Here is a 24,299-nt window from a genome sequence, read left to right on the forward strand (position 1 = left end):
CCACCACCACCAGAGGTCAGGCTGCTTCTGTGGGCTTCCTGACCCACTGGCCGTCGGAGTGCGTCAGCACCTCGGCGAGCTTTGGGCGGATGGTTTCGGGCTTTCTGCCTACGTCCTGGGCGTACCTGTGTGCCAGCGCCATGAAGGAGATCTCCTCCGGCTGCTCTTGGACGATCCGGTCCGCGAGGTCGAGGTGCCAGAGTTTCGCCTCGCGGAGGGGGACGACGTTCGGCCGTGTCTCTACGCGTTCCCACAGGGGGACCTCGCTGTCCGGGGTGGCGCGGCGAACGGCGACCTTCAGGTCGAGTTCTTCGCGCGCCCGGTTGATCGCCGTCTGGATGCGGCGTCCCTTCTTGCCGGAGTTGCGAAGGGTGATGAGTGACCGGGCGGCTGCGCCGAACTGTCGTCCTCCGATGGGAGAGGACGCGACGGTCATGCCCTCGGCAGTGCCCTTCGGGGTATGGGTGACCAGCAGGGTGGGGATGCCGACCGAGCTGATGGGGCGCACGCTGCGCATGAAGCGTGCTGCGGCGGAAGGATCGGAGATGTCCTCACCAGGGGCGAGAGCGCCGATCACGTTATCCAGGACAAACAGGCCGGCCCGCATCTGTGCGAGGTCCTCCAGGACGCTGCGCCAGAAGCCCTCTCGTCCGGTGTCTTCGACGGGGAAGACGGTCACGCTGTTGTCCGGCACGGTGCCGGCGAGGCGGGCCTTCAGCTCCGCGGCGGCCCCTTCGTCGGTTACCCCGAAGACGATGTGATCGAGGCGCTGGTACACGGGCAGTCCGAGAAACGCGCTGTGCCCGTTGATCAGGGCTGTCGCCATCCCTGCGGCGAGCAGAGACTTACCGGCCTTGGGTTCTCCGGACAGCATCGTGATGTTGGTGGTGAGCAGGTCGCTGATGAGGAACGCTTGCTCGTAGGGGACGGCCTCGATCTGGTCGAGTGTGCGCCCGGTGTCGCTGATGACTCCCACTGGTGTGGGACTCCCTTCTGATACGCCAAGCAGGGCGCAGCCGCGCCCGCTGTCCCGCCGGATGGCGGGGCATGTGCCTTCCTTTCAGTGGTTGGAACGGGGATGACCGTGCTGGTCAGGCAGCGACCGGACACTCTCGGTCGAGCCACCTGTCGACCTCCGAGAGCCGAAAGCGCAGGCTGCCGCCGACCTTGCGCGAGGGGATGCCGAGAGCCCGGTGGTTGTTGTAGATCCACGCTGGCTTGACCGCCAGGTAGTCGGCCAGCTCGTTCACGGTCATGAGTCGCTTGTCCTGCAAGGGCTGATTCCTCCAGATGGGACGCGGGGCTTACGGGAGCATCTTGATCTATCGGTTCACCTATGTCAACTCCGGATCTGTCACGTCTGGACTTGACGTTTCTGGTGTGGTCTCGTACGTTATTCCGCATGGTGATCACACGCGGTCCAGAAGACGGCCCTCCGCCGCGCGAGGGAATCGAGCAGGAGCTTTACATCGGCGCCTGGAAGGTAACTCTGTGGCGACCGCTCCTCGGCGCCGCTGGCGGCCCCCAGGAGATCCGGATCGAGCCGCGTGAGGACGGCGACCCGCAGGAGATCGCGCGCGGTATCTCCACCACGGTGCTGCGCCAGATCGATACCGCTGCCTTCGCCGCGGACATCGATTCGGTGGCACAGGCGGCCACCGCCTCCAAGGCGTCGGTGGAGAAGCTCCGGGAAGAACTCGCAGCCCTGCCCGGAGGGCTCTCCGACGAGTACCTAGCGGTGCTCTCAGCCCTGTACGTACGGAGCGTCGACGCCGGACGACGGGCCCCCATCCACGATCTGGAGGTGTGGACAGGGACCAAGCAGGCCACGTTGAAGGGTCACCTGCGGGCGGCCCGGCAGAGGGGGTTCTTGACCAAGGTCGAGGGCAAGGCCGGTGGACAGCTCACCGACAAGGCGATCGAGGTTCTGAGGGGGATAGGCGTTGGCGAAGGTTCTGAAGAAGTGTGACTGCCGCAACCAGTCGCGCTGCTCGCACCTGTGGACGGTCCGCTACCGGGAGCCGGGAGGGCGCAGCGCACGTCAGCGCGAGAAGTCGTTCCCGACGAAGCGGGAGGCTGAGGACTTCGGGATCAAGGCGGAGAACGACAAGCGGGAAGGTGTCTACATAGACCACCAGCTCGGCCGTGTCTCCCTGCGCAAGTGGGCCGAGGAGTGGCTGGCCCAGCACCAGGTCAACGAGTCCACCCGCCGCAACTACCAGGGGTTCATCTCGAACCATCTGGAGCCTGCCCTGGGGGCGCGCACCATCGCCGGCCTGACGGTCTCGGACGTGAAGAAGTTCCAGGCGTCCCTGGCTGCGGACGGGCTTGCTGCCTCCACCATCAACGACCGCATGAACATCCTGCGGGCCATGATGTCGGCGGCCGTGAAAGAGCGGCGCATCCCCTTCAGCCCGTGCGACGACGTGCCGCCGCTCAAGGAGGCGGATGCGGCCGTGGACCCGGACGAGATACCGACCCTGGCCGAGGTGTACGCCATAGCCGCGGCCATGTCCGAGCAGTACCGGCTCACGGTGTGGCTCCAGGCCGGCGCTGGGCTGCGTATCAGCGAGGCGCTGGGCCTGACCGCGGACTGCCAGCGCGACGGCTTCCTGCGGCTGCGCCGGCAGATCAGCGCCAAGGCCAACCAGAGTGACTGCGTGACGCGCTTCGTACCTCTGAAGCACCGCACCGCGGACGAGTTCCGGGACGTGCCGATCCCGCCGTTCCTCGAACAAGAGATCGGCAACCACCTGAAGCGCTGGGGCACGGTGGAGATCGACGGCCTGGAGGTGCTGTTCGCGCCGCGTGAGCGAGGCAAAGGGAAGATGCCCACGGCCTCGACGTACGGCTACCACTGGGGCAAGGCACTGAAGGCTGCGGGTGTGGTGAAGCTGGACGGCAAGCCCAAGTACACGCCGCACTCGCTGCGCCACTTCTTCGCCTCGACCGCCCTGGCGAACGGCGTGCCGATCCATGAGGTGAGCCGCTGGCTGGGGCACCGGAACATCAAGACGACCGTCGACACGTACGGACACCTGGTGCCGGAGGCGTGGGACCGCTGCCGGGACGTGATCCAGAAGGCGCTCCACCCTGGGGCACCCATGGCCATGGCGGCGTGAGTGCTGACCTTGCGACATGGTGCTGACTTGGTGCTGACTCAGCACGGGGTCGAGAGGGCAGAACCCTTGGGAACACTGGGGAGGATGGGGCTTCTTGAACGTTCCGCTTCAACGTCTGATTGGATGTGGACAAACGGCCTGACCTGCGAGAAAGCAGGTCAGGCCGTTGTGCTGTCCGCAGCAGTCCGCAGAACCTGGAGCGGCTACGTGTCGTAGACCGTGGAACGGTGTCCGACGTGTACGACCCACACCACCAGCTCCCCGTTGTCGATCGTATAGACGACACGGTAGTCGCCGACCCGTAGGCGGCGGCGCTCGGGCTGGGATACGAGTGCGGTGGTGTTGAAGCCGAAGGGGTCGCTCTCTAGCTCTGTCAGTTTGACCAGGATGCGAAGCGCCATGTCACGCGGGATCTTGCGCAGCTCCGCCTGGGCCTCGGGCCGGAAAACCGTGCGGTAGTCACTCACTGCGTGCCAGCGTCTCCCTCATCACGTCCTCGATCGGGACGCCGGCGGCCGGGTTTGCCATGCGCTCGTCGATGATGCGGTTGATCTCGCGCTCTTCCCACTCCTGGTACTTGCGCAGCACCTCGATCCCGACCACGGCGGCAACCTGCTTGCCGCGACGGGTGATGACAGTGGGCACGTCGTCGCGGTCCGCCCGCTCGACGACTTCGGCCAAGTGAGCGCGTACGTCACGGATGGACTCTATGGGCAGTGGCTGAGTCATGACCCAAGGGTACCGAGTGTGTCATGTGTACACAATGCTGCGGGTCCCGGTCGGCTCCGAGGGCACCGGTGGCAGTATGCGGGGACACAGCGAGAGGGGCCGGGGCGGGATGGGGCGCAGTGAGCGGGAGGCGGTTGCCGCGGGAGCGCGGCTGTACGATGCGGCGCAGGCGGTGGCCGGTGACCACGGGCGGGCTGTCGAGGTAGTTCGGGTGGCGCTGAAGCCGATCTGCGATACGGCGGTGGAACAGGCGCTCGACGCCATCCCGGTGGCCCGGCTGAAGGAGATCACCGAGGGTCGGCTGAGGCTCGGGGAGGTCGAGAGGAGCGGGCTGCGGTCGGTCCGGCAGGTGCTTGACGTCGGGCCCTACCGTTTGCGGCAGATTCCCGGCGTGGGGCAGCGGACCGCTGATCAAGCCATCGCGGCGGCACGCCAGATAGCCGACGCCGTTCGGGACACCATCGCCGTCCACATCGACGTGGATCGGCCGGAGCCGCGCACCACCGCACTCGTCATGGCCCTGCATGTGCTGGTGGAAGCGGGCCCTGATGCGCGGCGAGCTGTCGACACGGCCGTGGCTCTCTCGCGGCGGCTCGGTCCGCTGCTAGCCGAGGCCAAGCCGGCCGCCGGGCGGCTGCGGATGCTGCTGGTGGGGCAGGCCAAACGAGTTCGGGCGCTGGAGGCCGTCGCAGAGGTCCGCGGGCTGACCGAGGAAGCAACGCGGGGCGGTGTGCCGGAGCTGCTCGCACAGGCGTCGGTCGATCTGCTGCGCGGCGCCCCGACCGAGGTCGCGGCCTGGGTCGACTTCGAGCTGCGTTCCGCCGAGTACTACAGCCTGCTCGCGGAGCTCTCCGGCCGCAGACCCGATACTGCCTCTGCCGAGGGGTTCCTGCCCGACGAAGTTGCCGAGCGGGTCCGCGACCAGATGCTTGACGACACTCACCGGCGGGTGTCGCTGCGCGGCTATCAAGCCTTCGGGGCTCGCTTCGCCCTGGCGCAACGCAAGGTGATCCTCGGCGACGAGATGGGGCTCGGCAAGACCATCCAGGCCATCGCCGCTCTGGCTCATCTGGCAGCCGAAGGGAAGAGCCACTTCATGGTCGTTTGCCCGGCCAGCGTCCTGATCAACTGGACACGGGAGATCGAGGCCCGCAGCACGTTGCGCGTGATGCCCCTTCACGGCCCCGACAGGCAGGAAGCGTTCGCCGACTGGAAGGGCCAGGGCGGCGTAGGCGTGACTACCTTCGACGCCTTGCGTGGTTTTCCGGCCCCCGAAGATCCTGCTGGCGCCAGCAGGATCCCCGAAGGTGGCGAGGTGGGGATGCTGGTCGTGGACGAGGCGCACTACGTGAAGAATCCGAAGACCCGTCGCTCCCGGGCCGTGACCGAATGGTCCGGGCGCTGCGAACGCGTTCTCTTCATGACCGGCACGCCCATGGAGAACCGGGTCGCCGAGTTTCGCAGCCTCGTGCAGATCCTCCAGCCGCACCTGGCGGAGGCTGTCGGTGACCGAGACGGTGTGGCCGGGTCCAAGGCATTCCGGAAGGCCGTCGCCCCAGTCTATCTGCGCCGAAACCAGCAGGACGTTCTGACCGAACTGCCTGCGCTCCAGCACACGGACGAGTGGGAGGAGCTGAGCGCGTCGGACGAAGACGCCTACCGCGAGGCCGTGCGCGCCGGCAACTTCATGGCGATGCGCAGAGCGGCGTACGCGCGCCCCGAGAAGTCGGCCAAGCTGAACCGGCTGCGCGAGATCGTCGAGGACGCCGCCGAGAACGGGTTGAAGGTGGTGGTGTTCTCCAACTTCAGGGACGTCCTTCGAACGGTGAAGGACACGCTGGACGGCGCGCGGAGCGATGGCTGCGGTCGGGTGTTCGGTCCGATCTCGGGAAGCGTGCCGCCCGCGCGCCGCCAGCAGCTGGTGGACGAGTTCGCCGCCGTGCCGGGTCACGCGGTGCTGGTGGCGCAGATCGAGGCGGCGGGGGTGGGGCTCAACATGCAGGCCGCGTCCGTCGTGATCATCTGTGAGCCTCAGATCAAACCGACCATCGAGCACCAGGCGGTGGCGCGCGCCCACCGCTTGGGGCAGGTGCGCTCGGTACGGGTGCACCGACTGCTCGCCACCCACGGGGTGGACGAGCGGATGGTGGAGATGCTGAAGAACAAGAGCCGTCTGTTCGACGCCTACGCACGTCGCAGCGCGGTCGCCGAGTCGACGCCGGACGCGGTTGACGTTTCGGACACGTCGATGGCGCGCCAGATCGTCGAGGAGGAGCAGGCACGGCTGGGAGCGGTCCGCAAAGAGTCCGCAGGACACTCGTAAGCGACCGTCGGGACCCAACGCACGTCAACGGGGAAATGCCTGGTCAGGGCGGTGCGTGCGGCTCCGTCGCAGGTCAGGGTCAGGGCTCGGACATTCCGCTTCAATCTGCGAGCGGCTCGTTACTGTGAGTTAGATGCTTCGTCGCGTTCACAGGTGGCAGTGGGTAGGCCGGGACACCGCCCCGCAATGTGTGGATTCCGGGACCGGCTGGTGCCGCATCAGGCAACGTTCGCCTTGCCGCGACGTTGGCGGGAACTGTCCTGCTGCTCGCGAGGTCGGCCGAATGTCTCGCGGGGCGCTTCAGTCGAAGTCGCCGGCGGAAGTGAGGCCCTCGACGAAGGATCCGAAGTCCGCGGCGAGGACCAACTCCACGCTGAAGTCAGCTTCGAACCATCCGACTGAGGGCTGCCCGTATCGGCCGCACGCCCGGTAGTCCAGCGCGATCCAGCAGGGTCCGTCGCCCGAAAGGAGCACGACAGGCGAGGGCAGACCCCATTCCTCGACCAGGTAGGGACTGTCGAGCAACGAGACTGTGTTTTCGCGGTGGCCGATGCCCATCACATGGTCGAACGGGACGTGGTCCTCGCTCCAGGAGGTCGGCCTGTCTGTCCGGAAAGCGTTCCGAGCACCTGTCACCTGGCCGCCGTTCTGAACGCGCAACAGATCGATCAGCGAGGCTGGGAGCGTGACATCGAGCAGTCGCTCGGCGTCCCGCACAGCCTGGTCAGTCAGCGGCCGCTGCACCCCATCGTTGCTGTCGGCGTCCCAGAACGCGGGCAGCACATCGTCAGAACGGGCCATGACCCGAATCGTAAAAGCCATGGGCTGCGGTCGACCGCCGGAGGAGGCTCAGGCGTCCAAAATGATCACGTGGCTGAACGTGTGCGCGTGCGGGAGATCGATGACGACGAGGGGCAGCGGTTGTTGCAGACCGATCGCCGGGGCACCGGGTCCGTGGTGACCCTGGCGGCGGGCACGGGCGGTGCTGCTCTCCGCGCAGAGTATGCCGGTGGACAAGATCGCTGCGGTGGCGTTCACCAGCGCGGACCGGGTTCGCGACGTGATCCACAACTTCAACGCGGACGGCTTCGCCTCGCTGTATCCGAAGTACAAGGGCGGCCGTACCAGAACCTTCTCGTTGCCTGAGCGGCGCGAGATCAGGAAGATCGCCAAGTCCAAACCGGCCGAGCACAGCCTGCCGTTTTCGACCTCGAGCTTGGTCAAGCTGGCCGCTGATGTCATTTTCGAGACTCTTTTGATATCGTTGTCGTGTCACCGGGCTGTGAAGGGATGACTGATGGCCAGGACTGTGATCGATCTGGACGAGGAGATCGTCGAGCAGGCGATGCGCGTGTACGGCGTGAAGACCAAGGCCGCCGCAGTGCGGGCGGCCATGGAGGAGGGGGTGAAGCTGCGGCTGCGTCGGGAGTTGTTCGACGCCATGGACCACGGCGAGTTCGAGGACGTGTTCGCGGAGATCCGCTTGCAGACGGGGCCACGGAATCCGGACGGATCCCTCAAGCGTGAAGGTGGGGCCTCGGCGGCGTGAGCGGGCGCTACCTCATCGACAAGTCAGCGCTGGCCCGCCGGGGCAAACCGGCGGTGCGGGCGCGGCTGGACGCGCTGGACCGCGATGGACTCCTGGCTGTGTGCGCCCCGACCGAGTACGACGTTCTGTACTCGGCACGCGGAAAGCCCGAGGCCCTGCGGCTGCGCACCCTGCTCCGTGGATTCGACCACCTGCCCTGCAATGACGAAGAGTTCGAGCGAGCGCTCGAGATCCAGGCGCTGGCCCTGAATGCAGGCTTTCATCGGGCGCTGTCGCTGGCCGACGTCCTCATCGCGGCAACCGCCGAGCTGCATCGAGCCACGGTCCTGCACTACGACGGCGACTTCGACATGATTGCTTCGGTGAGCGGGCTGCAGGCCGAGTGGGTAGTGGAGCCGGGCACCGCCGACTGAGCCACAAACGCGCACCGGCGCCCGCAAGTGTCGCGCAGCGTTCTCGGTGTCCGATCTTCTTGTGCTGGGTCGAGATTCCCCTGCTGGGATGGTGCTGGCGTGCGCCCGTGTCATAGCAGCCCGGTGCGGATGGGGAGGGGGCGGCGGGCGGCAGGATGGGGGAATGGATGAACCGGGGCGAAGCCACAGACCCACAGGGAGTCGAGAAGGCAGTCCTCCACGTCAACCGCACCGGTCCTCCCGCCAAGGCGCGCCGTCGAAGCGGTGCGCCTTGGCGGGTATGTGGTAACCGGACGCGACCTGGTCGACCTGAGGCTCTGCGCCCGGTGCCGCCGGTCGGCCCGCACGCCGGTGCGACGGGCCGAGGACCGCTTCGTCAGCCGGGCAGGATGTTGTGGTTCACCCGGAAGATGTTGGCCGGGTCGTATGCCTTCTTCGCTGCGGTCAGACGCCGGTAGCGCTCGGCGCCGTAGACGTCACTCAGTTCCTCGGGGGTGGTGGCCTCCTCGACGGAGAGGAAGTTGACCATCTTGCGCCCGGCCGCCCAGGGTTCGATCGCGTGCATCATCTCGTCGAGTTCGCCGCGGAGGAACTCGGCCCGGTCCGGGGCGCCCACGCCGAGACCGAAGAGGACGAAGGGGAGCCCCCGGGTGGAGACGGCGTTGGGTACCGCGGGCTCGCGATCGAGTGCACCGCCGAGCGCGCGGATCTCGACGCTCGTCAGCGGGGAGCCGGAGCCAGGACCCAGCAGTTCGACCAGCCGGTCGGCGGCCTCGGCGGGGAACTCGCGCAGCATCGTCGTGCGGTCGACATAGGGCATCGGCGTGGGAGGGTCCATGTGCAGGGAGCCCAAAGCGGTGTACGGCATCTCGCCCACGGTGTCGATCAGCGCCGGGGCGGCCGCGCGCAGCGGTGCGATCAGCCGCTCGCCCTCGGCCACCGGCCCGAGGTGGGCGAACCGCACGTGCACCACGAACGCCCCTCGCAGGGATTCCGGCAACTCGGGCAGCGGGGGCAGCCGTTGCACCGCCACCGAGGAGGACACCCCGTCGGGCATGCCCGACTGCCAGGTGCGCCAGGTGTGCAGCACGTCGGCGAGTCGTTCACCGGGGAAGTAGATGCCGCCGCCGTAGAAGTGGGTCAACGGGAACAGGTCGAGCTCCACGGCGGTGACCACGCCGAAGTTGCCTTTGCCGCCGCGCAGGGCCCAGAAGAGTTCCTGATCACTGTCCGCGGTGACATGGCGCAGTTCGCCGTCCGCGATCACCACCTCCAGCGAGCGGACATGGTCTGCCGCGTATCCGTGGCTTCGGCCGAGGACCGGGCTGAGTCCGCCTCCGAGGATGTAGCCGACCACACCCACCAGCGGAGCCGAGCCGCTCATCGGGGCGAGGCCGACCCTGGCGGCCTGGTCGATCACCTCCTGCCAGATCACGCCGGTCTCCACCCGTGCGCATCTCCGGTCGGCGTCGACGGCGATCCCCTTCATGCGGCGGGTACTGATCAGGACCCCGCCCCGGGCGGAGCCGACCTGTTGGTGCCCCGTCGTCTTCACGGTCACAGGCCGGCCCTGGCGGGCCGCGAAACGGACCGCCGCCTGTATGTCGGCCGCGCTGGTGGCACCGACGACGAGTGCCGGCTCAAGAGAGACGTTCAGGTTGAACAACTGGCATTCGGCGTCGTATCCGTCGTCGCCGGGCAGCAGAACCGGGCCGCTCACCAGCGAGGCGAGTTCGGCCGCAGCAGCGGGCCGCACCGGGGCGAACGGTTCGTCGAAGGTCATGAGAATTCCTTGTGCGTGGTGTTGTGGGAGGGACGGGCGGCCCGCCCCGTGAGTCGTCCCGCGCGTGCGCGCTCGTTCCCCTGTCCCGCAGGCCGACTGCAGCAGCGGTACGCGGGCAGGAAGCCGGCGGGATCCGGAGAGCCGGGAGGCGGCCGGGGCCGGGCCCGGTGCGGCGACGCTCACCTGTCAGCGGAAGAACCTCGCCTGTCGGGGCCTCAGTGCGCCGTGGACCGGATGAAGTCGCGTACGGCGTCCGCGAACCTCTCGGGTTCTTCCACGTGGCCGAAGTGCCCGCTGTTCTCCAGCAGTGCCAGCCGGGAACGGGGGATCAGGGTGTGGAGTTCCCGCGCCCACCGCGGTCCGCAGACCACGTCGAAGCGGCCCGCGATCACCAGAGTGGGGACGGTGAGCCCGGGCAGGGCCTCCCGGTCGTCGATGACGTCGGGCTGCCCGTCCTCGTCGAGGGGCGAGATGTAGGTGCAGACGACCGTGTCACGCAGGTCGCGGAACTCGTTCTCGCGCTCCCAGTAGTGCGCGAAGTACAGCGGCAGAAGCTCTCGCAGCGCCGTGGTGATCTTGTCGTCCTCGGTGGCGTTTCCGACCGCCTGCAGTCCGGCGAGTGCTTCGGGCAGCCCTGCCTGTCCGGCGTTGCGTCGGACGAACTCCTCGACCCGGGCTCCCGCCTCGGCCATGTGCTCGGAACCCGTCACCGGAGCGCTCTCGTACAGCACCAGGCCGTGGAGGCGGTCCGGGTGGCGCAGGGCGGCGTACTGCGCGACGAAACCGCCGTGCGAGTGACCGAGGAGGAAGACGCGGTCCAGCCGGAGCCGGTCCAGCAGACCGGTCAGGCTACGCGTGTACCGGGCGCGGGTGTAGCCGTGGGGATGTGTCGAGAGGCGCTGCGAACCGCCGGTCCCCAGCGGCTCGATGTACACCATCGTCAGAAACTGCTCCAGGGCCGGCGCCCGCAGGGAGTCCCAGGCCACGCCCGGCCCGCCGGGCACGGCGAGGCACACCGGGCCAGAGCCGTGCACGTGGTAGCGCTGATGCAGGCCGTCGACGGTGATGTCGTGGGTTCCGGGTGACAGGAGGCTGCCCGGGTCGTTACGCATGAGTTCTCCGGTGTGGGTGGTGTTGTGAACACCGACAAGATGCGGCCGCACCCGAGAAGTTCGATCGCGGATGAGTGACGTACGACACAGGGGGATTGCTGTTCGCGGGCCTCAGTTCCGTGGGGCGTGGAAGAGTCGCACCTGGTGCACCCGGCCGTTCTTCATGGACATCAGCCAGGCAACGGCCGGCGGGCAGTGCTCCGGCTCGGTGGGGGGATTCACCAACTCCATCTCCCAGATCGTCGTGTCCCGGCTGGTGACGGCGCTGACGAAGCGCGAGCGCACCCCCGCTTCGAGGTCGCAGGCCATGCCACGGACGAGGAACTCCCGGTCGCCCACCCGCCTGCCCCCCACGTAGTAACCGACGTCCGGCGCCCAGCGCTCGGCCACCAGCCTCGCGAACCGTCCCTGCTCGGCCGCGGCCAGCGTCGCCCGTGCCTCCTGGGCCGTCGCGCGGGACAGAGCGAGGGCGTCGGCATGGACCGAGTCCGCGGTCGCCGCCATCGCCTCGGTCAGTTTCCTGCGGCCTTCGGCCAGCCTGCTGCGCACCGTTCCGACGGGTACGCCGCACAACGCGGCCATCTGTTCGTAAGAGGGCGTGCGTGGGCTGAAGTGCCTCAGCAGCACGGCCATGCGCAGGGTGGGAGAGAGTTCGTCGATGGCGCGCCAGATCCAGTCCCGCGTCGCGTGCCGGTCCACGACCCTCCCGGGGTCCGTCTCCGCCGCGGCCTCGGTCAGCTCGAGGAGCGGCGTCGTCGGGACGGCCGAGCGCAGCCGCGCACGGCAGACGTTGCGCACGAGCATGCGCAGCCACGCCCCCACGGATTCGGGTTGCCGCACGTCGGTGATGCGCCGCAGAGCGATGAGCGACGCCTCCTGTACCGCGTCCTCGGTGTCGGGGTGGTGGCCCAGCACGCTCAAGGCCACGGCGTGCATCCCGGCCCGGTGCCGTTCGATGAGCGCGCCGACGGCGGCGATGTCACCGGCGCACGCGATGTCCACGAGCTGGGCGTCGGTCGGGGTGTCGGTGCGCGGGGATCTGGAGGACGAGGGCAGGTGAAGGTGGACACGTCGCTCGGTTCCGCCGGGAACGGGTCCGATCCCGGATCGGCCGCCGGATGCGTGGGCGCGGCGTCGGCCGCCGTCCCCGGGAGCTCGCCGTGCCGCCGCCCCTCCGATGCCGTCGGCGCAGGCCGTGCGGTGTCCCGGCCGGCGCTCGCTGTCGCCGGCCGCGGGGAGGTCCCCGACGACGCGGGCGGCCTCGGCCTCCTTCTTGTGCATCGGGCGCGAGGCCGACTCGGTCACCCGCTCCGTGGTCGCTTGTGCTTCCGGTTGTGAGCAGCCCATCGTCATCCCTCGGGTAAGTGCGGCAGTCGTCGGCATGTGACGTTCCGCGGCGACGCTGCCGCACCCCGTCCGGGGTCGAACGGTCTCTCCGGGCTCGCCTGCTGTTCGCTCGCTGACGCCGCACAGCGGGCGGGTCCGAGCTGCCGGGAAGCACCCAAACGCGCCCGTGGCCCGTCAGCCGTGCGCTTGCGGCCGCCCGTTCGAGCGTGCCGGTCGACCAGTGCCTGTCGGACGATGCCGATCATGTTACGTGTGAAGGCCATGTGATCCGCGGATGGATGGGGTGAGATACCTACCACATGGACATTTGATGACATCGGCAGCGCGGTGGCCGGGGCCGCCGTGCTGCCGTGCATCCCCACCTCGCGCCCCGGCCGGCACAACCGCGCTCACAGGGTTCGAGGTCCTCTGCCCCGCTCTTCCGTACCGTCGGCCGGTGTCCTCCGGATCGCCTCCCGCGCCGGCGGCGTCCCGACGCGTCCACCGGTCGGTCGCGTTCCCGTTCTCCTGCCGCATGGCCGGCCGGACGGAAGCCGGCCGGGGCGCGGCATCCGGACTCCTCCGCCGTGACGTTTCGGTCAATCGCCGTGCCCGGTCACCCGCGTCCGCGTGCGCCGGCCCGGCCGGCCAAGCCGTCCGCCGTCCGGCCGTCCGGCCGCCGTCCGGGCGGGAAACCGGAAGGTGGCGCCGGGGCCGGATAGGCCCCGGATAGCGGGCCCGTAGCCGCTTCGGTCCGTGCCGATAGGGGGGTGGGGGAGATTGGTTCTCGCCAAGAACACGGCCGGCAGAGACGGCCGAGTCAACGGCCTCCGAAACGGCCTCCGAAACGGTGAGGACTGACATGAGTATCGAAACCCGTCCCCGTCCGGCAGCCAGGGAGGTGAAGTCCCCGGATGCCGCCGTGCTCAGCACGGTCGTCAAGCGCTTCACCAACGCCAAGGGCGAGGAGTTCACCGCCGTCGACGCGCTTGACCTGCGGATCCGTCGCGGTGAGGTGGTGGCGTTCCTCGGGCCGAACGGCGCCGGCAAGACGACCACCATCGACATGCTGCTGGGCCTCACCCGGCCCGACTCCGGTCACGTCGAGCTGTTCGGGCAGGCGCCGCGGCAGGCGGTGCGCGCCGGGCGGGTCGCCGCCGTGCTCCAGTCCGGCGGGCTGCTGCCCGACCTGACCGTCGAGGCGACCGTGCGGATGCTCGGCTCCCTGCACCCGGGCGCCGACGCCGAGCACGTCATGGCGCGGGCCGGGATCACGGCACTGCGCCACCGGCGGGTCGCCGAGTGCTCCGGGGGCGAGCAGCAGCGGCTGCGGTTCGCGGTCGCGTTGCTGTCGGACCCGGACTTCCTGGTGCTGGACGAGCCGACCGCCGGCATGGACGTCGTCGCCCGCCGGGAGTTCTGGGCCACCGTCCGTGAGGACGCCCGGCGCGGCATGACCGTCATGTTCGCCACCCACTACATGGAGGAGGCCGACCAGTTCGCCGACCGGGTGGTGATGATCGACCAGGGGCGGGTCGTCGCCGACGGCTCCGCCTCGTCCATTCGCGCCTCGCTGAGCGGACGCACCGTCTCCTGCCTGATCGGCCCGCGTGAGGCACAGACGGTCGCGGCCTCGCCCGCCGTCCGCTCCTGCGCGGTCCGCGGCGAGCGCCACCACTTCGACGCCACCGACTCCGACGCCCTGCTGCGCGTGCTGGTCACCCAGACCTCGGCCACCGAGATCGAGGTCACCCCGCGCAGCCTGGAGGAGGCCTTCATGGCCATCACCCACCAGGGCCGCGACTCCCGGGAGGCCTCACGATGACCACCGCCACCGCGCCGGCCGCCGTCGCCCGCGCACGCACGTCGCCGTTCAGCGGCGTCAACCCGACGTTCGTCCGCTACGAACTGCGCCGCCGCTTCAACCGCCAGACCACGATCTTCACGTTGCTGCTCCCGGCGGTCCTCTACCTCGCCCTGTTCCGCACCGCCCCCGCCCACGGGACGCTGCCGCACGGCAACTTCGCCGCCTGGATGATGATCGGCCTTGCGGTGTACGGCGCCGCCATGGCCGCCACCAGCTCCGCGGCCACCATCTCCGTGGAGCGGTCGGCCGGCTGGATGCGCACCATCGCACTGAGCCCGCTGGCCCCGCCCGGCTATCTGCTGGTCAAGGTGGTCTGCTCGGTCGTGATGGCCGCCGTGCCGGTCGCCATCGTCGGTGTCCTCGGTGCCCTGACCGGGGCGCACACCACCACCGAGGTGTGGGTGACCTCCCTGCTCGTCGCCTGGCTGGGGGCCGCGGTGTTCGCCGCGCTCGGCATCGCGATGGGCCTGGTCATGAAGCCCGAGGTGGTGATGCACATGCCGGGCCTGACCATGACCGCGCTGGCCTTCCTCGGCAACCTGTTCATCCCGCTCAGCGGCACCATGCTGGAGATCTCCCGGTACACCCCGATGTACGGCGTCTCCACCCTGGCCCGCTACTGGCTCACCGACGGCTACACCTTCAGCGGCGAGCACTCCAGCCTGGCCGGCGCCGTGATCAACATCGTCGCCTGGTTCGCGGGCTTCTCCTTCCTGGCGATCCGCCGCTTCGCCGAGAGCACGGGTCGCAGCTAGGGCCGGCACGCCCGCCCTTCCGCCCACCTTCCCGCACATCTTCCCGTCCAAGGCCGGGGCTCCCCACGCAGCGCCCCTCCCTCCACGGTCCGCACCGCACCGCCGTACCGGCCGCCACCGCGTCAGCGCCGCGCGACAGGTACCCGACACGAAAGGGGGATAGAACAAATGTTCGCAATTATTGCGCCGGGCCAGGGTTCCCAGACCCCCGGCATGCTGGCCGGCTGGCTGCGCGACCCGGTGTACGCCGAGCGCGTCAGGGTCTGGTCCGAGGCCGCGGACGTGGACCTGGCCCACCTGGGCACCAAGGCCCCGGCCGCGACCATCGCCCGGACCGAGCACACCCAGCCCCTGCTGGTCGCCCAGGGCCTGCTGATGCACGAGGCACTCGCCCCGGCGACGGCCGCGCAGACCGCGGTGGTGGCCGGCCACTCCGTCGGCGAACTGACCGCCGCCGCCCACGCCGGCGTCCTCACACCCGCCGACGCCGTACGGCTCGCCGCCGTCCGCGGCCGCGCCATGGCCGCCGCCTGCGCCGAGGCGCCCACCTCGATGGCGGCCGTGGTCGGCGGCGAGGAGACGGCGGTGCTCGCCAGGATCGGCGAACTCGGCCTGACCGCCGCCACGTTCAACGGCCCCGGCCAGATCGTCGCGGCCGGCCTCCAGGAGGACCTGGCGCGGCTGGCCGCCGCGCCGCCGCCCGGAGCCACCGTCAAACCGCTGGCGGTCGCCGGCGCCTTCCACACCCCGTACATGGAGTCGGCACGCCGGACCTTCGCCGCCGCCGTCGAGGCCACCGACTTCACCCGGCCCCACGGCCTGCTGCTCTCCAACGCCGACGGCGAGGTGCTCGCCACACCCGAGGTGATCCGCCGGCGCCTGGTCGACCAGGTCGTACGGCCCGTGCGCTGGGACCTGTGCCTGGCGGGCCTGGCCCGGCTGGCACCCGCGCTGACCGTGTCCCTGCCGCCCGCCAAGACCCTCACCAACATCCTGCGCCGCCGGCACCCCGAACTCGCCGTCCTGCCGCTCAACACCGCCCGGGACATCGGCAAGGCGCAGGCCCGCCTCGACGCCCTCGCGTCCGCCGCACCGAAGGAGGTGCCCGTCCATGCCGCTGTCTGACCTGCTCGCCCAGCGCCGCGCCGACCGCGGCGACCACCCGGCCGTCATCGACTGCGAGGGTCCCCTGGACTACGCCGGACTGGGCGCGGCCGTGGACCGGGCCGTCGGCTGGCTGCGCGGCCGGGGCGTCACCGCCGGCGACCGCGTCGTCCACGCCGGCCGCAACGACCGCTCCTTCCTCGCCCTCTTCCACGCCACCCTGCGCATCGGCGCGGTCTTCGTCCCCGTCCACCCCGACCTGACGGACACCCAGCTCGCCCACATCGTCGACGACTGCTCCGCCGCCCTGGCGATCTGCCCGCCCGATGCCGGGGCCCGTGCCCCGCGCACCGCCGAACCCGCCCGTGCCTGGCAGGAGATCCAGCGGACCCCGGCCGACGACTTCACCGCGGAGGTCGCCGACGACGCGGTGGCCATGCTGATCTACACCTCCGGCACCACCGGCCGCCCCAAGGGCGTCGTCTGCCCGCACCGGCAGATGCTCGCCTCGCTGGAGTCCATCAACGCCTGCCTCGGCTACCGCGCCGACGACGTGGTGCTGTGCCGGCTGCCGCTCTCCTTCGACTACGGCCTCTACCAGGCGCTGCTGTGCGCCCTGACCGGCGGCACCCTGATCCTCGCCGAACGCGCCGGGGACATGGGCCTGTTGCGGGTGATCGAGGACCACGGCGTGACGGTCGTCCCCCTGGTGCCGTCGCTGGCGCAGATCCTCACCCTGCTCCAGCGCAAGCACCGGCGGCCCACGAAGGTGCGGCTGTTCACCAACACCGGGGCCCGCCCGGGCAAGGCCGTCATGGCCGAACTCCTCGACGTCTTCCCCGGATCGGGCTTCGCCTCCATGTACGGCATGACCGAGTGCAAGCGCATCTCGATCCTGGACCCCGCCGAGTACGCCGCCCACCCCGACTCCGTCGGCCGGCCCATCCCCGGCGACGAGGTCCGCATCGTCGCCCCGGACGGCACCACCCTCGGCCCGCGGCGGACCGGCGAGATCGTCGTCCACGGCGCCACCGTCATGGCCGGCTACTGGGGCGTACCGATCGAGCGGCAGCAGCGCTACGTCCGCCGCGCCGACGGCTCGCTCGAACTGCACACCGGCGATCAGGGCTGGCTCGACGAGGACGGCCGGCTCTACTTCGTCGGCCGCGACGACGACATGATCAAACGGCGCGGCATCCGCCTCGGCCTGACCGAGATCGAGGACGCCGCCGAACGGATCCCCGGGGTGAGCGCGGCGGTCGCGCTGCGGCCCGAGCCGGAGGACGGCCCGCTGCATCTGGCGGTGCGCACCACGCTCACCGAGGACGAGGTCCGCGCCCACCTGGCGCTGCGGCTCGACCGGGCCCGCAGGCCCGACCGGATCAGCCTCATCGACACCGTGCCCCTGACCAAGAACGGCAAGCCCGACCGCGGGGCCGTCCGGCTCCTGGTCGAGCCGCCCGGCCCGCCCCGCGCGGACGCCGCGCCACCCGCCCCGCCGTCCACCCCGGCCCCTCCCATCGCAGAGCCCACCCAGACGAGGACCAGCCATGAACCAGTCGCAGTCTGACCAGCCGACCCAGTCGCAGTTCGACCAGCTCGTCGAGCAGGTGTGCGCCGTGACGGTCACCGACCCGGAGGCCCCGCTCGTGGACCTCGGCGTGGACTCCCTGCACACCATCGCCCTGGTGATGGCGGTCGAGGAGCGCTACGGCATCGAGATCGACCCCGAGGTGATCGGCGACCCCTCGCTGACCTCCTCCGCCGGCCTGTGGCGCTCGGTGCAGGACCAGCTGGCCGCCGCGCTGCCGGCCAGAGCGGGGAGCTGAGCGCCATGTGGACCGACATACGCCCCGCGGTGGAGATGCCGCGCCTGTTCGAACGGGGCGCGGACGTCATCTCGTTCGCCGGCGGCCTGCCCGACCTGGACGTGCTGCCCCTGGAGACGATCTCCGCCCAGCTCTCGAGGCTCGTCCGGCTCGGCGGCAGGCTCGCCCTGCAGTACACCACCCCGCACGTCGCCGGGGCCCTCGTCCCGGCGATCAACGACCTGATGGGCCGTGAGGGCACCACCGCCACGGCCGAGCGGCTGGTCCCCACCGGGGGCTCCCAGATGGGCCTGATGGCCGTCGGCCTCGGGGTCGCGGCGCCCGGCGAGACCGTCCTCGTCCAGACCCCCGCCTACCCGGGCGCCGCCGCGGCCTTCCGCACCGCCGGCCTCACCCTGCACCCCGCCCCCGAGGACGCCGACGGCCTCGACGCGGCCGCGCTGCGCGAGACCGTCCTGCGGCTGCGCGCCGCCGGCCGGACGGTACGGCTGCTGTACTGCAACCCCACCTTCCAGAACCCGACCGGCGCCACCCTCTCCGTCGCCCGCCGGCACGAACTGCTCGCCGCGGCCCGCGAACTGGACCTCCTCCTCATCGAGGACAACCCCTACGGCCTGTTGTCCTTCGACGGCTCGACCACCACCGCCCTGCACGCCCTCGACCCCGACCGCGTGGTCTACCTCGGCACCTTCTCCAAGGTGTTCGCACCGGGTCTGCGCTGCGGCTGGATCGCGGCGCCCGAGCGGCTGGCGCGGACCCTGCGCCGTACCACCGAGATCATGTCCCTGTCGCCGTCCGCGCTGGCCCAGGCCGCGCTCGCCGCCTTCCACACCAGGGCCGGCTGGGGCGACCTGCTCGACGCCTACCGCGCCAGCTACAAGGAGCGGTGCGCCCTCATGGCCGACGCCCTGGAGGCCGAGCTGGGCACCGACGGGCCCTGGCAGTGGGAGCGGCCCGGCGGCGGCTTCTACATCTGGCTGCGCCACCGCGACGGCGTCGACACCACCCGCTTCGCCGGGGCCGCCGCCGAACACGGCGTCTCCTACGTGGCCGGCAGCCACTTCGGCATCGACGGCGAGCACGCCGACGGACTGCGGCTGTGCTTCAGCAACGTGCCGCGCAAGCGGATCGCCGAGGGCGTGTCCCGGCTGGCCGCCGCGCTCTCGGCGCCCGTGCCGGCCCTGCGAGGAGCGGCCCGATGACCACGGCACTGCACACCAGGCAGGACCTGGACTGGTCGGCGTTCGCGCCGGCGTACCGGCTGGGCGACAGCCACTGGCGGGTGTGGGGCGTGGGTCTGCTGCGCAGCGCGGGCTTCCCGGTCTCCGGACTGCGGTTGCTCGGCGGTCCGCGGGCGGCCCGCGCGGCGGCCCTGGCGGACGGCGGCGACGAGGCCCTGGACGCCTTCCGCGCCGCCTACCGCGCCGACACCGAGACCGAGTCCACGCGGCTCGCCCGGCTCGCCACCGACGACCGGGTGCGCACGGCCATCGCCTGGCAGAACCGGACCGTCTACCGGATCCTCGACTCGCTCGCCGCCCGGAAGGGCAAGGAGTCCAAGCGCCGGCAGCGCGAACGCACCCTGGCCATGTACTGGCTGCGGTACTGCGCCAAGGCCGACACCATCGGCTTCTTCGGGCCGGGGGCGTGGATGTCCGTCGGGCGGGGGCCGCGCGCCCTCGACCTCGATCACGGCCCGTCGCTCACCGCGCGCAGCCGCACGTTCTTCGAACGCTGGACGATGGCGGCCCTCGCCGACTGGATGACGGCGCAGCCCGGCGCCCGCTGGTGGTTCCCGCCGGTGCTCCGGCCCGACGTCCACCTCGACGGCGACCGGCTCGTCATGCAGGGCGGCCGTACGGTGCGGCTGCGCGAGGAGGACGTCCAGGTGCTGCGGCTGGCCGACGGCGACCGCGGCGGCGAGGCCATCGCCGACGCCCTCGCCGCGACCGCCGGCTGGGACCCGGCGACCGCCCGGCAACGGGTGGAGAAGGTCCTCACCCGGCTGCTGAGGCAGCGGGTCCTCACCTGGGACGCCAACATCCCCGTCGACGTGCGCGCCGAGGAGATCCTGCGGCGCCGGGTGGCCGCCATCGGCGACCCGGAGCTGTTCGTCCGCTGCCAGGCGGTCCTGACCGAACTCGACCGGCTGCGCGAGGACATCGACCGCGCGGACAGCGCGGAGCAGCTGGTGACCGCCCTGGACCGGCTCGACGACTTCTTCGTCCGCACCACCGGACAGGAGGCCTCACGGGAGGAGGGCAAGGCGTACGCCGGGCGCACCCTGTGCTACCAGGACGCGCTGCGCGACGTCCGGATGGACCTGGGACGGGACTTCCTCGACGCCGTCGCCCGGCCGCTGGCCCTGGTCGCGGACGCGGCCGACTGGTTCGGCAACCGGCTCGCCGAGCTGGTGGAGGCGGAGGTCGCCCGCTTCGTGCGCAAGGCCGCCGAGCGCCGCGGTGACGTGACCCTGGCCGACGTCTGGACACAGGTGCTCGGCCTGTTCTGGGGCGCCGACGCCGCCCCGGTGCACACCGCGACCCGCGAACTGGCCGAGAAGTGGCGGGAGGTGCTCGACCTGGACCCGGCGGCCGACGCCTCCGTCCCGGCGCGGCTGCGGGTGGCGGACATCGAGGAGCGGGCCCGCGCGGTCTTCGCCACCGGGCCCGTGCGCTCCCCGCACCTCGCCGTCCACAGCCCGGACCTCCAGGTGGTGGCGTCCTCCCCGGAGGCCGTCAACGCCGGCGAGCACACCGTCGTCCTCGGTGAACTGCACGCCTGCCTGGCCACGCTGGACCTGCCCTTCCTCGACTGGACCACCGACGCCGGCTCGCTGCGGGACAAGGTCAACGCGGCGATCGACGCCCCACGGCTCGTGCCGCTGCTGCCGGTGGAGTGGAAGCGCAACAGCGGCCGGATGGTGCCGGCGCCGATCGGCGCGGGGGACCGGCTGATCGGGTTCACCCGAGCGCCGTACGACGACCGGACCCGCGTCGATCCGGCGGCGGCGATCGCGCTCGCCGAGACGGACGGCACGGTCACCGCGACCACCCCCGACGGCCGTGCCTGGTCGCTCGCCGAACTGCTCGCGGTGCCGGTCTCCATCATCGCCGCCGACGCCTTCAAGGTCGGGCTCGACCGGGCGCACGCCCCGCGCGTCAGCCTGGACGACCTGGTCCTGTTCCGGGAGACCTGGCGGCTGCCGGTGACCGGGATCGCCCTGCCGGAGAAGGCCGACCGGGCGCGCGACTACCTCGCGGTGCGCCGCTGGGTGACCGAACAGGGCCTGCCCGACCTGCTCTTCGTGAAGTTCCCCGAGGAGACCAAGCCGTCGCTGGTGGACTTCACCAGTCCGACCCTCGTCCTCGCCTTCGCCGGCCTCGCCCGCGCCGCCCGCCGGCTCGACCCCGACGCCGCCGTGACTCTCAGCGAACCGCTGCCGGCCCCGGACGACTCGTGGCTGACCGACGCCGACGGCGAGCGCTACGTCAGCGAGCTGCGGCTCCAGATCAGCAGAAAGGTGCCGGAATGACCGTCCTCGCCTCCGACGCGTCGGCGCCGGTGCTCGGTGCCACCCGGACCCGGGACCCCGACATCGTCGCCACCATCGGCTCGACCCCGCTCGTCGCACTCGACCGGCTCTTCCCGCCCACGCGGTTCCAGGTGTACGCCAAGTGCGAGCGCTTCAACCCGGGCGGCTCCATCAAGGACCGCGCTGCCAAGTCGATGATCGAGCACGCCATCAACGCCGGCAAGCTCGTTCCCGGGGTCTCCACCGTCGTGGAGTCCTCCTCGGGCAACCTCGGCATCGCCCTCGCGCAGCTGTGCAACTTCTACCGGCTCAGGCTGATCTGCGTCGTCGACCCGCGCACCACCGCGCAGAACGCCGCGATCATGCGGGCCTACGGTGCGACGGTCGAGGTCGTCGACCGCGACCCCGCCACCGGCGAGTACCTCCCCTCCCGGATCAACCGGGTGCGGGCCCTGCTGGAGAGCGTCCCGGACGCCTACTGGCCCAACCAGTACGCCAACGAGTACAACGCCCGCGCCCACCACCACACCATGCGCGAGATCTGCGAGGCGCTGCCCGGCGGCCCCGACTACCTGTTCCTCGCCGCCGGCACCACCGGCACCCTGCGCGGCTGCGCCGAGTACATCCAGGAGAGCGGGCTGGCCACCCGGGTGGTCGCCGTGGACGCGGTGGGCAGCGTGATCTTCGGTCCGCCCGAACCGTGGGAACGCGGGCACCGGCGCACCATCCCGGGGCACGGTGCGGCCGTCGTACCGCCGCTGCTGCGGCCGGGCCTGGCCGACCGGGTCGTGAAGGTCACCGACCTCGACTGCGTCCGCGGCTGCCGGCGGCTGCTCGCCCAGGAGTCCATCCTGGCCGGCGGCTCCTCCGGCGCCGTGATCGCCGCCCTGCAGGGCGCCGCCGACTGGCTGGAGCCGGGCGCGATCTGCGTCGCGGTGCTCCCGGACGGCGGCGACCGCTACCTCGACACCATCTACTCCGACACCTGGGTCGAGACACGTTTCCAGGAACCCCGACCTCAGCCGAACCCCGACCACGAAAGGAGTGAGCCGTGAAGATCCTCGGACGGGACGACGTCAACGCCGCCCTGAAGGGTCTCGAACCCGCCGTCCTCGACGCCGTGCGCAGCGCCTACGTGCTGCACGGACAGGGACATTCGCAGGTGCCGTTCTCCAGCTTCCTGCGCCCGCCGCGGCCCGCCGGCTCCCGCATCATCTCCCTGCCCGCCTACCTGGGCGGCCCGGAGCCGGTGATGGGACTGAAGTGGATCTCGTCCTTCCCGGCCAACGTCGAGCAGGGCCTCCAGCGGGCCTCCTCGGTGCAGATCCTCAACGACCTGAACACCGGTTACCCCAAGGCCCTGCTGGAGGGCAGCCAGATCTCCGCCTCCCGCACCGCCGCGAGCGCCGCCCTCGCCGCCGGCGCCCTGCACGGCGAGCGCCGGGTACGCACCGCCGGCCTGATCGGCTGCGGCACCATCAACCAGCGGGTCCTCGTCTTTCTCGCCCTGACCCATCCGGACCTGGAGACGGTCGTGCTCCAGGACGTCGTACCGGGCCGTGCCGAGGTCCTCGCCGCCGAACTGGAGTCCGAATACCCGAAGATCACCTTCCGCACCGGGGACGTCGGCGACGCCCTCGCCGCCGAGACCGTGTCCATCGCGACCACCGACTCGACGTACTGGCTGGACCTGGCCGACCACCCCGAGCGGCCCGCCGGCCAGGTCGTCCTCCACCTGTCCCTGCGCGACCTGAGCACCGGCTCGGTCCTGGACGCCTACAACGTCGTCGACGACATCGAGCACGCCATCCGTGAGCAGACCTCCCTGCACAAGGCCGAACAGGAGGTCGGCCACCGGGAGTTCGTGCACGCCGAGATCGCCTCGGTGCTGGGCTGCACCGAGCCGCCGGCCACCGATCGCACGGTGATCTTCTCGCCGTTCGGCCTGGGCGTCCTGGACCTCGCGGTCGCGCAGGCCGTCCTCAAGGCCGCCACCGAGGCCGGGCTGGGGGCCGAGGCCGCCGGGTTCGACCCGGGCAGCCACCGGGTCACCGCCGCGATGCTGGGGAGCGCGGCATGAGCGCACCGGGAACTCTGTTCGCCGAGGGCACCAAGGCCCTGGTCACCGGCGCCTCCCGGGGCATCGGCGCCGCCGTCGCGATCGCGCTCGCCGAACACGGCTGCGACGTCGCCCTCAACTACCGCGCCAGCTCCGCCAGGGCCGAGGAGGTCGCCGGGCGGATCCGCGCCCTGGGCCGCGAGGCCCTGCTGCTGAAGGCCGACATCTCCGACGAGGCCCAGGTGGCCGCCATGTACAGGGAGCTGAGGACCACGTGGCGCTCCCTGGACGTGGCGGTCCTCAACTCCGGGGTGACCGCCGACGGACACCTGGCCGCCATGAGCGCCACCAAGTGGCAGGAGGTCATCGGCACCAACCTGACCGGCACCTTCTACACGGCCCGCGAGGCCACCAAGCAGATGTACGCGAGCGGCGGCGCGATCGTCCTCATCGCCTCCACCAGCGGCATCGCGGGCCGGGCCGGCCAGGCCAACTACGCCGCCAGCAAGGGCGGGGTGATCTCGCTGGCCAAGACCCTGTCGTACGAGGTCGCCCCGCGCGGCATCCGCGTCAACGTCGTGGCGCCCGGCTTCATCGACACCGACATGGTCAAGAAGGTGCCGCCCGCGCAGATGAAGGAGGCCCTCCAGACCATCCCGATGGGACGCACGGGCACCCCCGCGGAGGTCGCCCAGGCGGTGTCGTTCATGGCGAGCCCCGCCGCCTCCTACATCACCGGCAAGGTACTCACCGTCGACGGCGGAATGATCCCCAACTAGCCAGTTTTCACCAC

23 protein-coding genes and 1 pseudogene are annotated in these 24,299 nt (G+C 70.8%); 16 read left to right on the forward strand and 8 right to left on the reverse strand.

The annotated features are described in order from the left end of the window. Positions 1-16: 16 nt before the first annotated feature. On the reverse strand, positions 17-976 hold the full coding sequence (locus ACWDUZ_RS03325; RefSeq protein ID WP_451630055.1) for an AAA family ATPase: 960 nt from the start codon (positions 974-976) through the stop codon (positions 17-19). Between the two features lie 115 nt (positions 977-1,091). Further along, positions 1,092-1,256 carry a helix-turn-helix domain-containing protein gene (locus ACWDUZ_RS03330; protein ID WP_382555367.1) on the reverse strand — a complete coding sequence of 55 codons (165 nt, stop codon included), beginning with the start codon at positions 1,254-1,256 and terminating at the stop codon, positions 1,092-1,094. Positions 1,257-1,402: 146 nt separating this feature from the next. Here ACWDUZ_RS03330 and ACWDUZ_RS03335 point away from each other — a divergent pair, with 146 nt between their 5' ends. Together ACWDUZ_RS03335 and ACWDUZ_RS03340 are read left to right on the forward strand one after the other, a co-directional pair. Beyond that, a complete protein-coding gene (locus ACWDUZ_RS03335; RefSeq protein WP_451630056.1) occupies positions 1,403-1,969 on the forward strand; it encodes a hypothetical protein in 567 nt (188 codons plus the stop codon). Further along, a complete protein-coding gene (locus ACWDUZ_RS03340; RefSeq protein ID WP_451630057.1) occupies positions 1,944-3,122 on the forward strand; it encodes a tyrosine-type recombinase/integrase in 1,179 nt (392 codons plus the stop codon). Before ACWDUZ_RS03335 ends, ACWDUZ_RS03340 begins: the two co-directional genes overlap by 26 nt. Positions 3,123-3,325: 203 nt before the next feature. On the opposite strand, the gene ACWDUZ_RS03345 is transcribed toward ACWDUZ_RS03340, so the two are convergent. Then, on the reverse strand, positions 3,326-3,589 hold the full coding sequence (locus ACWDUZ_RS03345; RefSeq protein ID WP_451630058.1) for a type II toxin-antitoxin system RelE family toxin: 264 nt from the start codon (positions 3,587-3,589) through the stop codon (positions 3,326-3,328). Then, positions 3,582-3,851, reverse strand: a complete 270-nt coding sequence (locus ACWDUZ_RS03350) for a type II toxin-antitoxin system Phd/YefM family antitoxin (RefSeq protein ID WP_451630059.1) — start codon at positions 3,849-3,851, stop codon at positions 3,582-3,584. The genes ACWDUZ_RS03345 and ACWDUZ_RS03350 overlap by 8 nt, the downstream gene beginning before the upstream one ends. A gap of 109 nt (positions 3,852-3,960) precedes the next feature. Between ACWDUZ_RS03350 and ACWDUZ_RS03355 the strand changes: the two genes are divergently transcribed. Then, on the forward strand, positions 3,961-6,174 hold the full coding sequence (locus tag ACWDUZ_RS03355; protein ID WP_451630060.1) for a DEAD/DEAH box helicase: 2,214 nt from the start codon (positions 3,961-3,963) through the stop codon (positions 6,172-6,174). A gap of 300 nt (positions 6,175-6,474) precedes the next feature. Here the strand turns inward: ACWDUZ_RS03355 and ACWDUZ_RS03360 are convergent, their stop codons facing one another. After that, complete coding sequence (locus tag ACWDUZ_RS03360) at positions 6,475-6,975, reverse strand: SMI1/KNR4 family protein (protein ID WP_451630061.1); 501 nt, start codon at positions 6,973-6,975, stop codon at positions 6,475-6,477. A 69-nt stretch (positions 6,976-7,044) separates the two neighbouring features. Between ACWDUZ_RS03360 and ACWDUZ_RS03365 the strand changes: the two are divergent. From ACWDUZ_RS03365 to ACWDUZ_RS03375, 3 genes and pseudogenes are all read left to right on the forward strand, one after another. Next, positions 7,045-7,444, forward strand: a pseudogene (locus ACWDUZ_RS03365) (helix-turn-helix domain-containing protein); the annotation flags it as partial. 27 nt (positions 7,445-7,471) lie between these two features. Beyond that, positions 7,472-7,723, forward strand: a complete 252-nt coding sequence (locus ACWDUZ_RS03370; RefSeq protein ID WP_451630062.1) for a type II toxin-antitoxin system VapB family antitoxin — start codon at positions 7,472-7,474, stop codon at positions 7,721-7,723. Next, positions 7,720-8,136 (forward strand): PIN domain-containing protein, encoded by a 417-nt coding sequence (locus tag ACWDUZ_RS03375; protein ID WP_451630063.1) that lies wholly within the window; start codon positions 7,720-7,722, stop codon positions 8,134-8,136. The genes ACWDUZ_RS03370 and ACWDUZ_RS03375 overlap by 4 nt, the downstream gene beginning before the upstream one ends. Before the next feature lie 376 nt (positions 8,137-8,512). On the opposite strand, the gene ACWDUZ_RS03380 is transcribed toward ACWDUZ_RS03375, so the two are convergent. The 3 genes from ACWDUZ_RS03380 to ACWDUZ_RS03390 form a co-directional block, all read right to left on the reverse strand. Then, a complete protein-coding gene (locus tag ACWDUZ_RS03380) occupies positions 8,513-9,919 on the reverse strand; it encodes an FAD-binding oxidoreductase (protein WP_451630064.1) in 1,407 nt (468 codons plus the stop codon). Between the two features lie 215 nt (positions 9,920-10,134). Then, on the reverse strand, positions 10,135-11,031 hold the full coding sequence (locus tag ACWDUZ_RS03385) for an alpha/beta fold hydrolase (RefSeq protein WP_451630065.1): 897 nt from the start codon (positions 11,029-11,031) through the stop codon (positions 10,135-10,137). A 111-nt stretch (positions 11,032-11,142) separates the two neighbouring features. Beyond that, entirely contained in the window at positions 11,143-12,336 is a 1,194-nt protein-coding gene (locus ACWDUZ_RS03390) for an RNA polymerase sigma factor (RefSeq protein ID WP_451630066.1), read from the reverse strand. Between the two features lie 883 nt (positions 12,337-13,219). Here ACWDUZ_RS03390 and ACWDUZ_RS03395 point away from each other — a divergent pair. The 10 genes from ACWDUZ_RS03395 (at position 13,220) to fabG (ending at position 24,285) form a co-directional block, all read left to right on the forward strand. Next, complete coding sequence (locus ACWDUZ_RS03395; protein ID WP_451630067.1) at positions 13,220-14,182, forward strand: ABC transporter ATP-binding protein; 963 nt, start codon at positions 13,220-13,222, stop codon at positions 14,180-14,182. Beyond that, positions 14,179-14,979 (forward strand): ABC transporter permease, encoded by an 801-nt coding sequence (locus tag ACWDUZ_RS03400; RefSeq protein WP_451630068.1) that lies wholly within the window; start codon positions 14,179-14,181, stop codon positions 14,977-14,979. Before ACWDUZ_RS03395 ends, ACWDUZ_RS03400 begins: the two co-directional genes overlap by 4 nt. A gap of 168 nt (positions 14,980-15,147) precedes the next feature. Then, the gene (locus ACWDUZ_RS03405) at positions 15,148-16,104 is read left to right on the forward strand and encodes an ACP S-malonyltransferase (protein WP_451630069.1); all 957 of its coding nucleotides are present in this window, start codon (positions 15,148-15,150) and stop codon (positions 16,102-16,104) included. Then, positions 16,091-17,653 (forward strand): class I adenylate-forming enzyme family protein, encoded by a 1,563-nt coding sequence (locus ACWDUZ_RS03410; RefSeq protein WP_451630070.1) that lies wholly within the window; start codon positions 16,091-16,093, stop codon positions 17,651-17,653. Before ACWDUZ_RS03405 ends, ACWDUZ_RS03410 begins: the two co-directional genes overlap by 14 nt. Beyond that, positions 17,634-17,912: an acyl carrier protein gene (locus ACWDUZ_RS03415; protein WP_389831168.1), complete on the forward strand. Its 279-nt coding sequence runs from the start codon at positions 17,634-17,636 to the stop codon at positions 17,910-17,912. Before ACWDUZ_RS03410 ends, ACWDUZ_RS03415 begins: the two co-directional genes overlap by 20 nt. Before the next feature lie 5 nt (positions 17,913-17,917). Further along, complete coding sequence (locus tag ACWDUZ_RS03420; RefSeq protein WP_451630071.1) at positions 17,918-19,114, forward strand: aminotransferase-like domain-containing protein; 1,197 nt, start codon at positions 17,918-17,920, stop codon at positions 19,112-19,114. Beyond that, positions 19,111-21,447: a lantibiotic dehydratase gene (locus tag ACWDUZ_RS03425; protein ID WP_451630072.1), complete on the forward strand. Its 2,337-nt coding sequence runs from the start codon at positions 19,111-19,113 to the stop codon at positions 21,445-21,447. Before ACWDUZ_RS03420 ends, ACWDUZ_RS03425 begins: the two co-directional genes overlap by 4 nt. After that, positions 21,444-22,502 carry a 2,3-diaminopropionate biosynthesis protein SbnA gene (gene sbnA / locus ACWDUZ_RS03430; protein WP_451630073.1) on the forward strand — a complete coding sequence of 353 codons (1,059 nt, stop codon included), beginning with the start codon at positions 21,444-21,446 and terminating at the stop codon, positions 22,500-22,502. Before ACWDUZ_RS03425 ends, sbnA begins: the two co-directional genes overlap by 4 nt. Next, complete coding sequence (gene sbnB / locus ACWDUZ_RS03435) at positions 22,499-23,527, forward strand: 2,3-diaminopropionate biosynthesis protein SbnB (protein ID WP_451630074.1); 1,029 nt, start codon at positions 22,499-22,501, stop codon at positions 23,525-23,527. Before sbnA ends, sbnB begins: the two co-directional genes overlap by 4 nt. Continuing rightward, positions 23,524-24,285, forward strand: coding sequence for a 3-oxoacyl-ACP reductase FabG (gene fabG / locus ACWDUZ_RS03440; protein WP_451630075.1), 762 nt, complete (start codon positions 23,524-23,526; stop codon positions 24,283-24,285). Before sbnB ends, fabG begins: the two co-directional genes overlap by 4 nt. Positions 24,286-24,299 lie beyond the last annotated feature (14 nt).

The organism is Streptomyces sp. NPDC003393 (assembly GCF_053589015.1).

Bases quoted from the DNA above. Each gene is read 5' to 3' on its own strand.
- ACWDUZ_RS03330 (WP_382555367.1), bottom strand. From the start codon at position 1,256: ATGACCGTGAACGAGCTGGCCGACTACCTGGCGGTCAAGCCAGCGTGG.
- ACWDUZ_RS03335 (WP_451630056.1), top strand. From the start codon at position 1,403: ATGGTGATCACACGCGGTCCAGAAGACGGCCCTCCGCCGCGCGAGGGA.
- ACWDUZ_RS03350 (WP_451630059.1), bottom strand. From the start codon at position 3,851: ATGACTCAGCCACTGCCCATAGAGTCCATCCGTGACGTACGCGCTCAC.
- ACWDUZ_RS03355 (WP_451630060.1), top strand. From the start codon at position 3,961: ATGGGGCGCAGTGAGCGGGAGGCGGTTGCCGCGGGAGCGCGGCTGTAC.
- ACWDUZ_RS03360 (WP_451630061.1), bottom strand. From the start codon at position 6,975: ATGGCCCGTTCTGACGATGTGCTGCCCGCGTTCTGGGACGCCGACAGC.
- ACWDUZ_RS03370 (WP_451630062.1), top strand. From the start codon at position 7,472: ATGGCCAGGACTGTGATCGATCTGGACGAGGAGATCGTCGAGCAGGCG.
- ACWDUZ_RS03380 (WP_451630064.1), bottom strand. From the start codon at position 9,919: ATGACCTTCGACGAACCGTTCGCCCCGGTGCGGCCCGCTGCTGCGGCC.
- ACWDUZ_RS03385 (WP_451630065.1), bottom strand. From the start codon at position 11,031: ATGCGTAACGACCCGGGCAGCCTCCTGTCACCCGGAACCCACGACATC.
- ACWDUZ_RS03395 (WP_451630067.1), top strand. From the start codon at position 13,220: ATGAGTATCGAAACCCGTCCCCGTCCGGCAGCCAGGGAGGTGAAGTCC.
- ACWDUZ_RS03400 (WP_451630068.1), top strand. From the start codon at position 14,179: ATGACCACCGCCACCGCGCCGGCCGCCGTCGCCCGCGCACGCACGTCG.
- ACWDUZ_RS03405 (WP_451630069.1), top strand. From the start codon at position 15,148: ATGTTCGCAATTATTGCGCCGGGCCAGGGTTCCCAGACCCCCGGCATG.
- ACWDUZ_RS03410 (WP_451630070.1), top strand. From the start codon at position 16,091: ATGCCGCTGTCTGACCTGCTCGCCCAGCGCCGCGCCGACCGCGGCGAC.
- ACWDUZ_RS03415 (WP_389831168.1), top strand. From the start codon at position 17,634: ATGAACCAGTCGCAGTCTGACCAGCCGACCCAGTCGCAGTTCGACCAG.
- ACWDUZ_RS03420 (WP_451630071.1), top strand. From the start codon at position 17,918: ATGTGGACCGACATACGCCCCGCGGTGGAGATGCCGCGCCTGTTCGAA.
- ACWDUZ_RS03425 (WP_451630072.1), top strand. From the start codon at position 19,111: ATGACCACGGCACTGCACACCAGGCAGGACCTGGACTGGTCGGCGTTC.
- sbnA (WP_451630073.1), top strand. From the start codon at position 21,444: ATGACCGTCCTCGCCTCCGACGCGTCGGCGCCGGTGCTCGGTGCCACC.
- fabG (WP_451630075.1), top strand. From the start codon at position 23,524: ATGAGCGCACCGGGAACTCTGTTCGCCGAGGGCACCAAGGCCCTGGTC.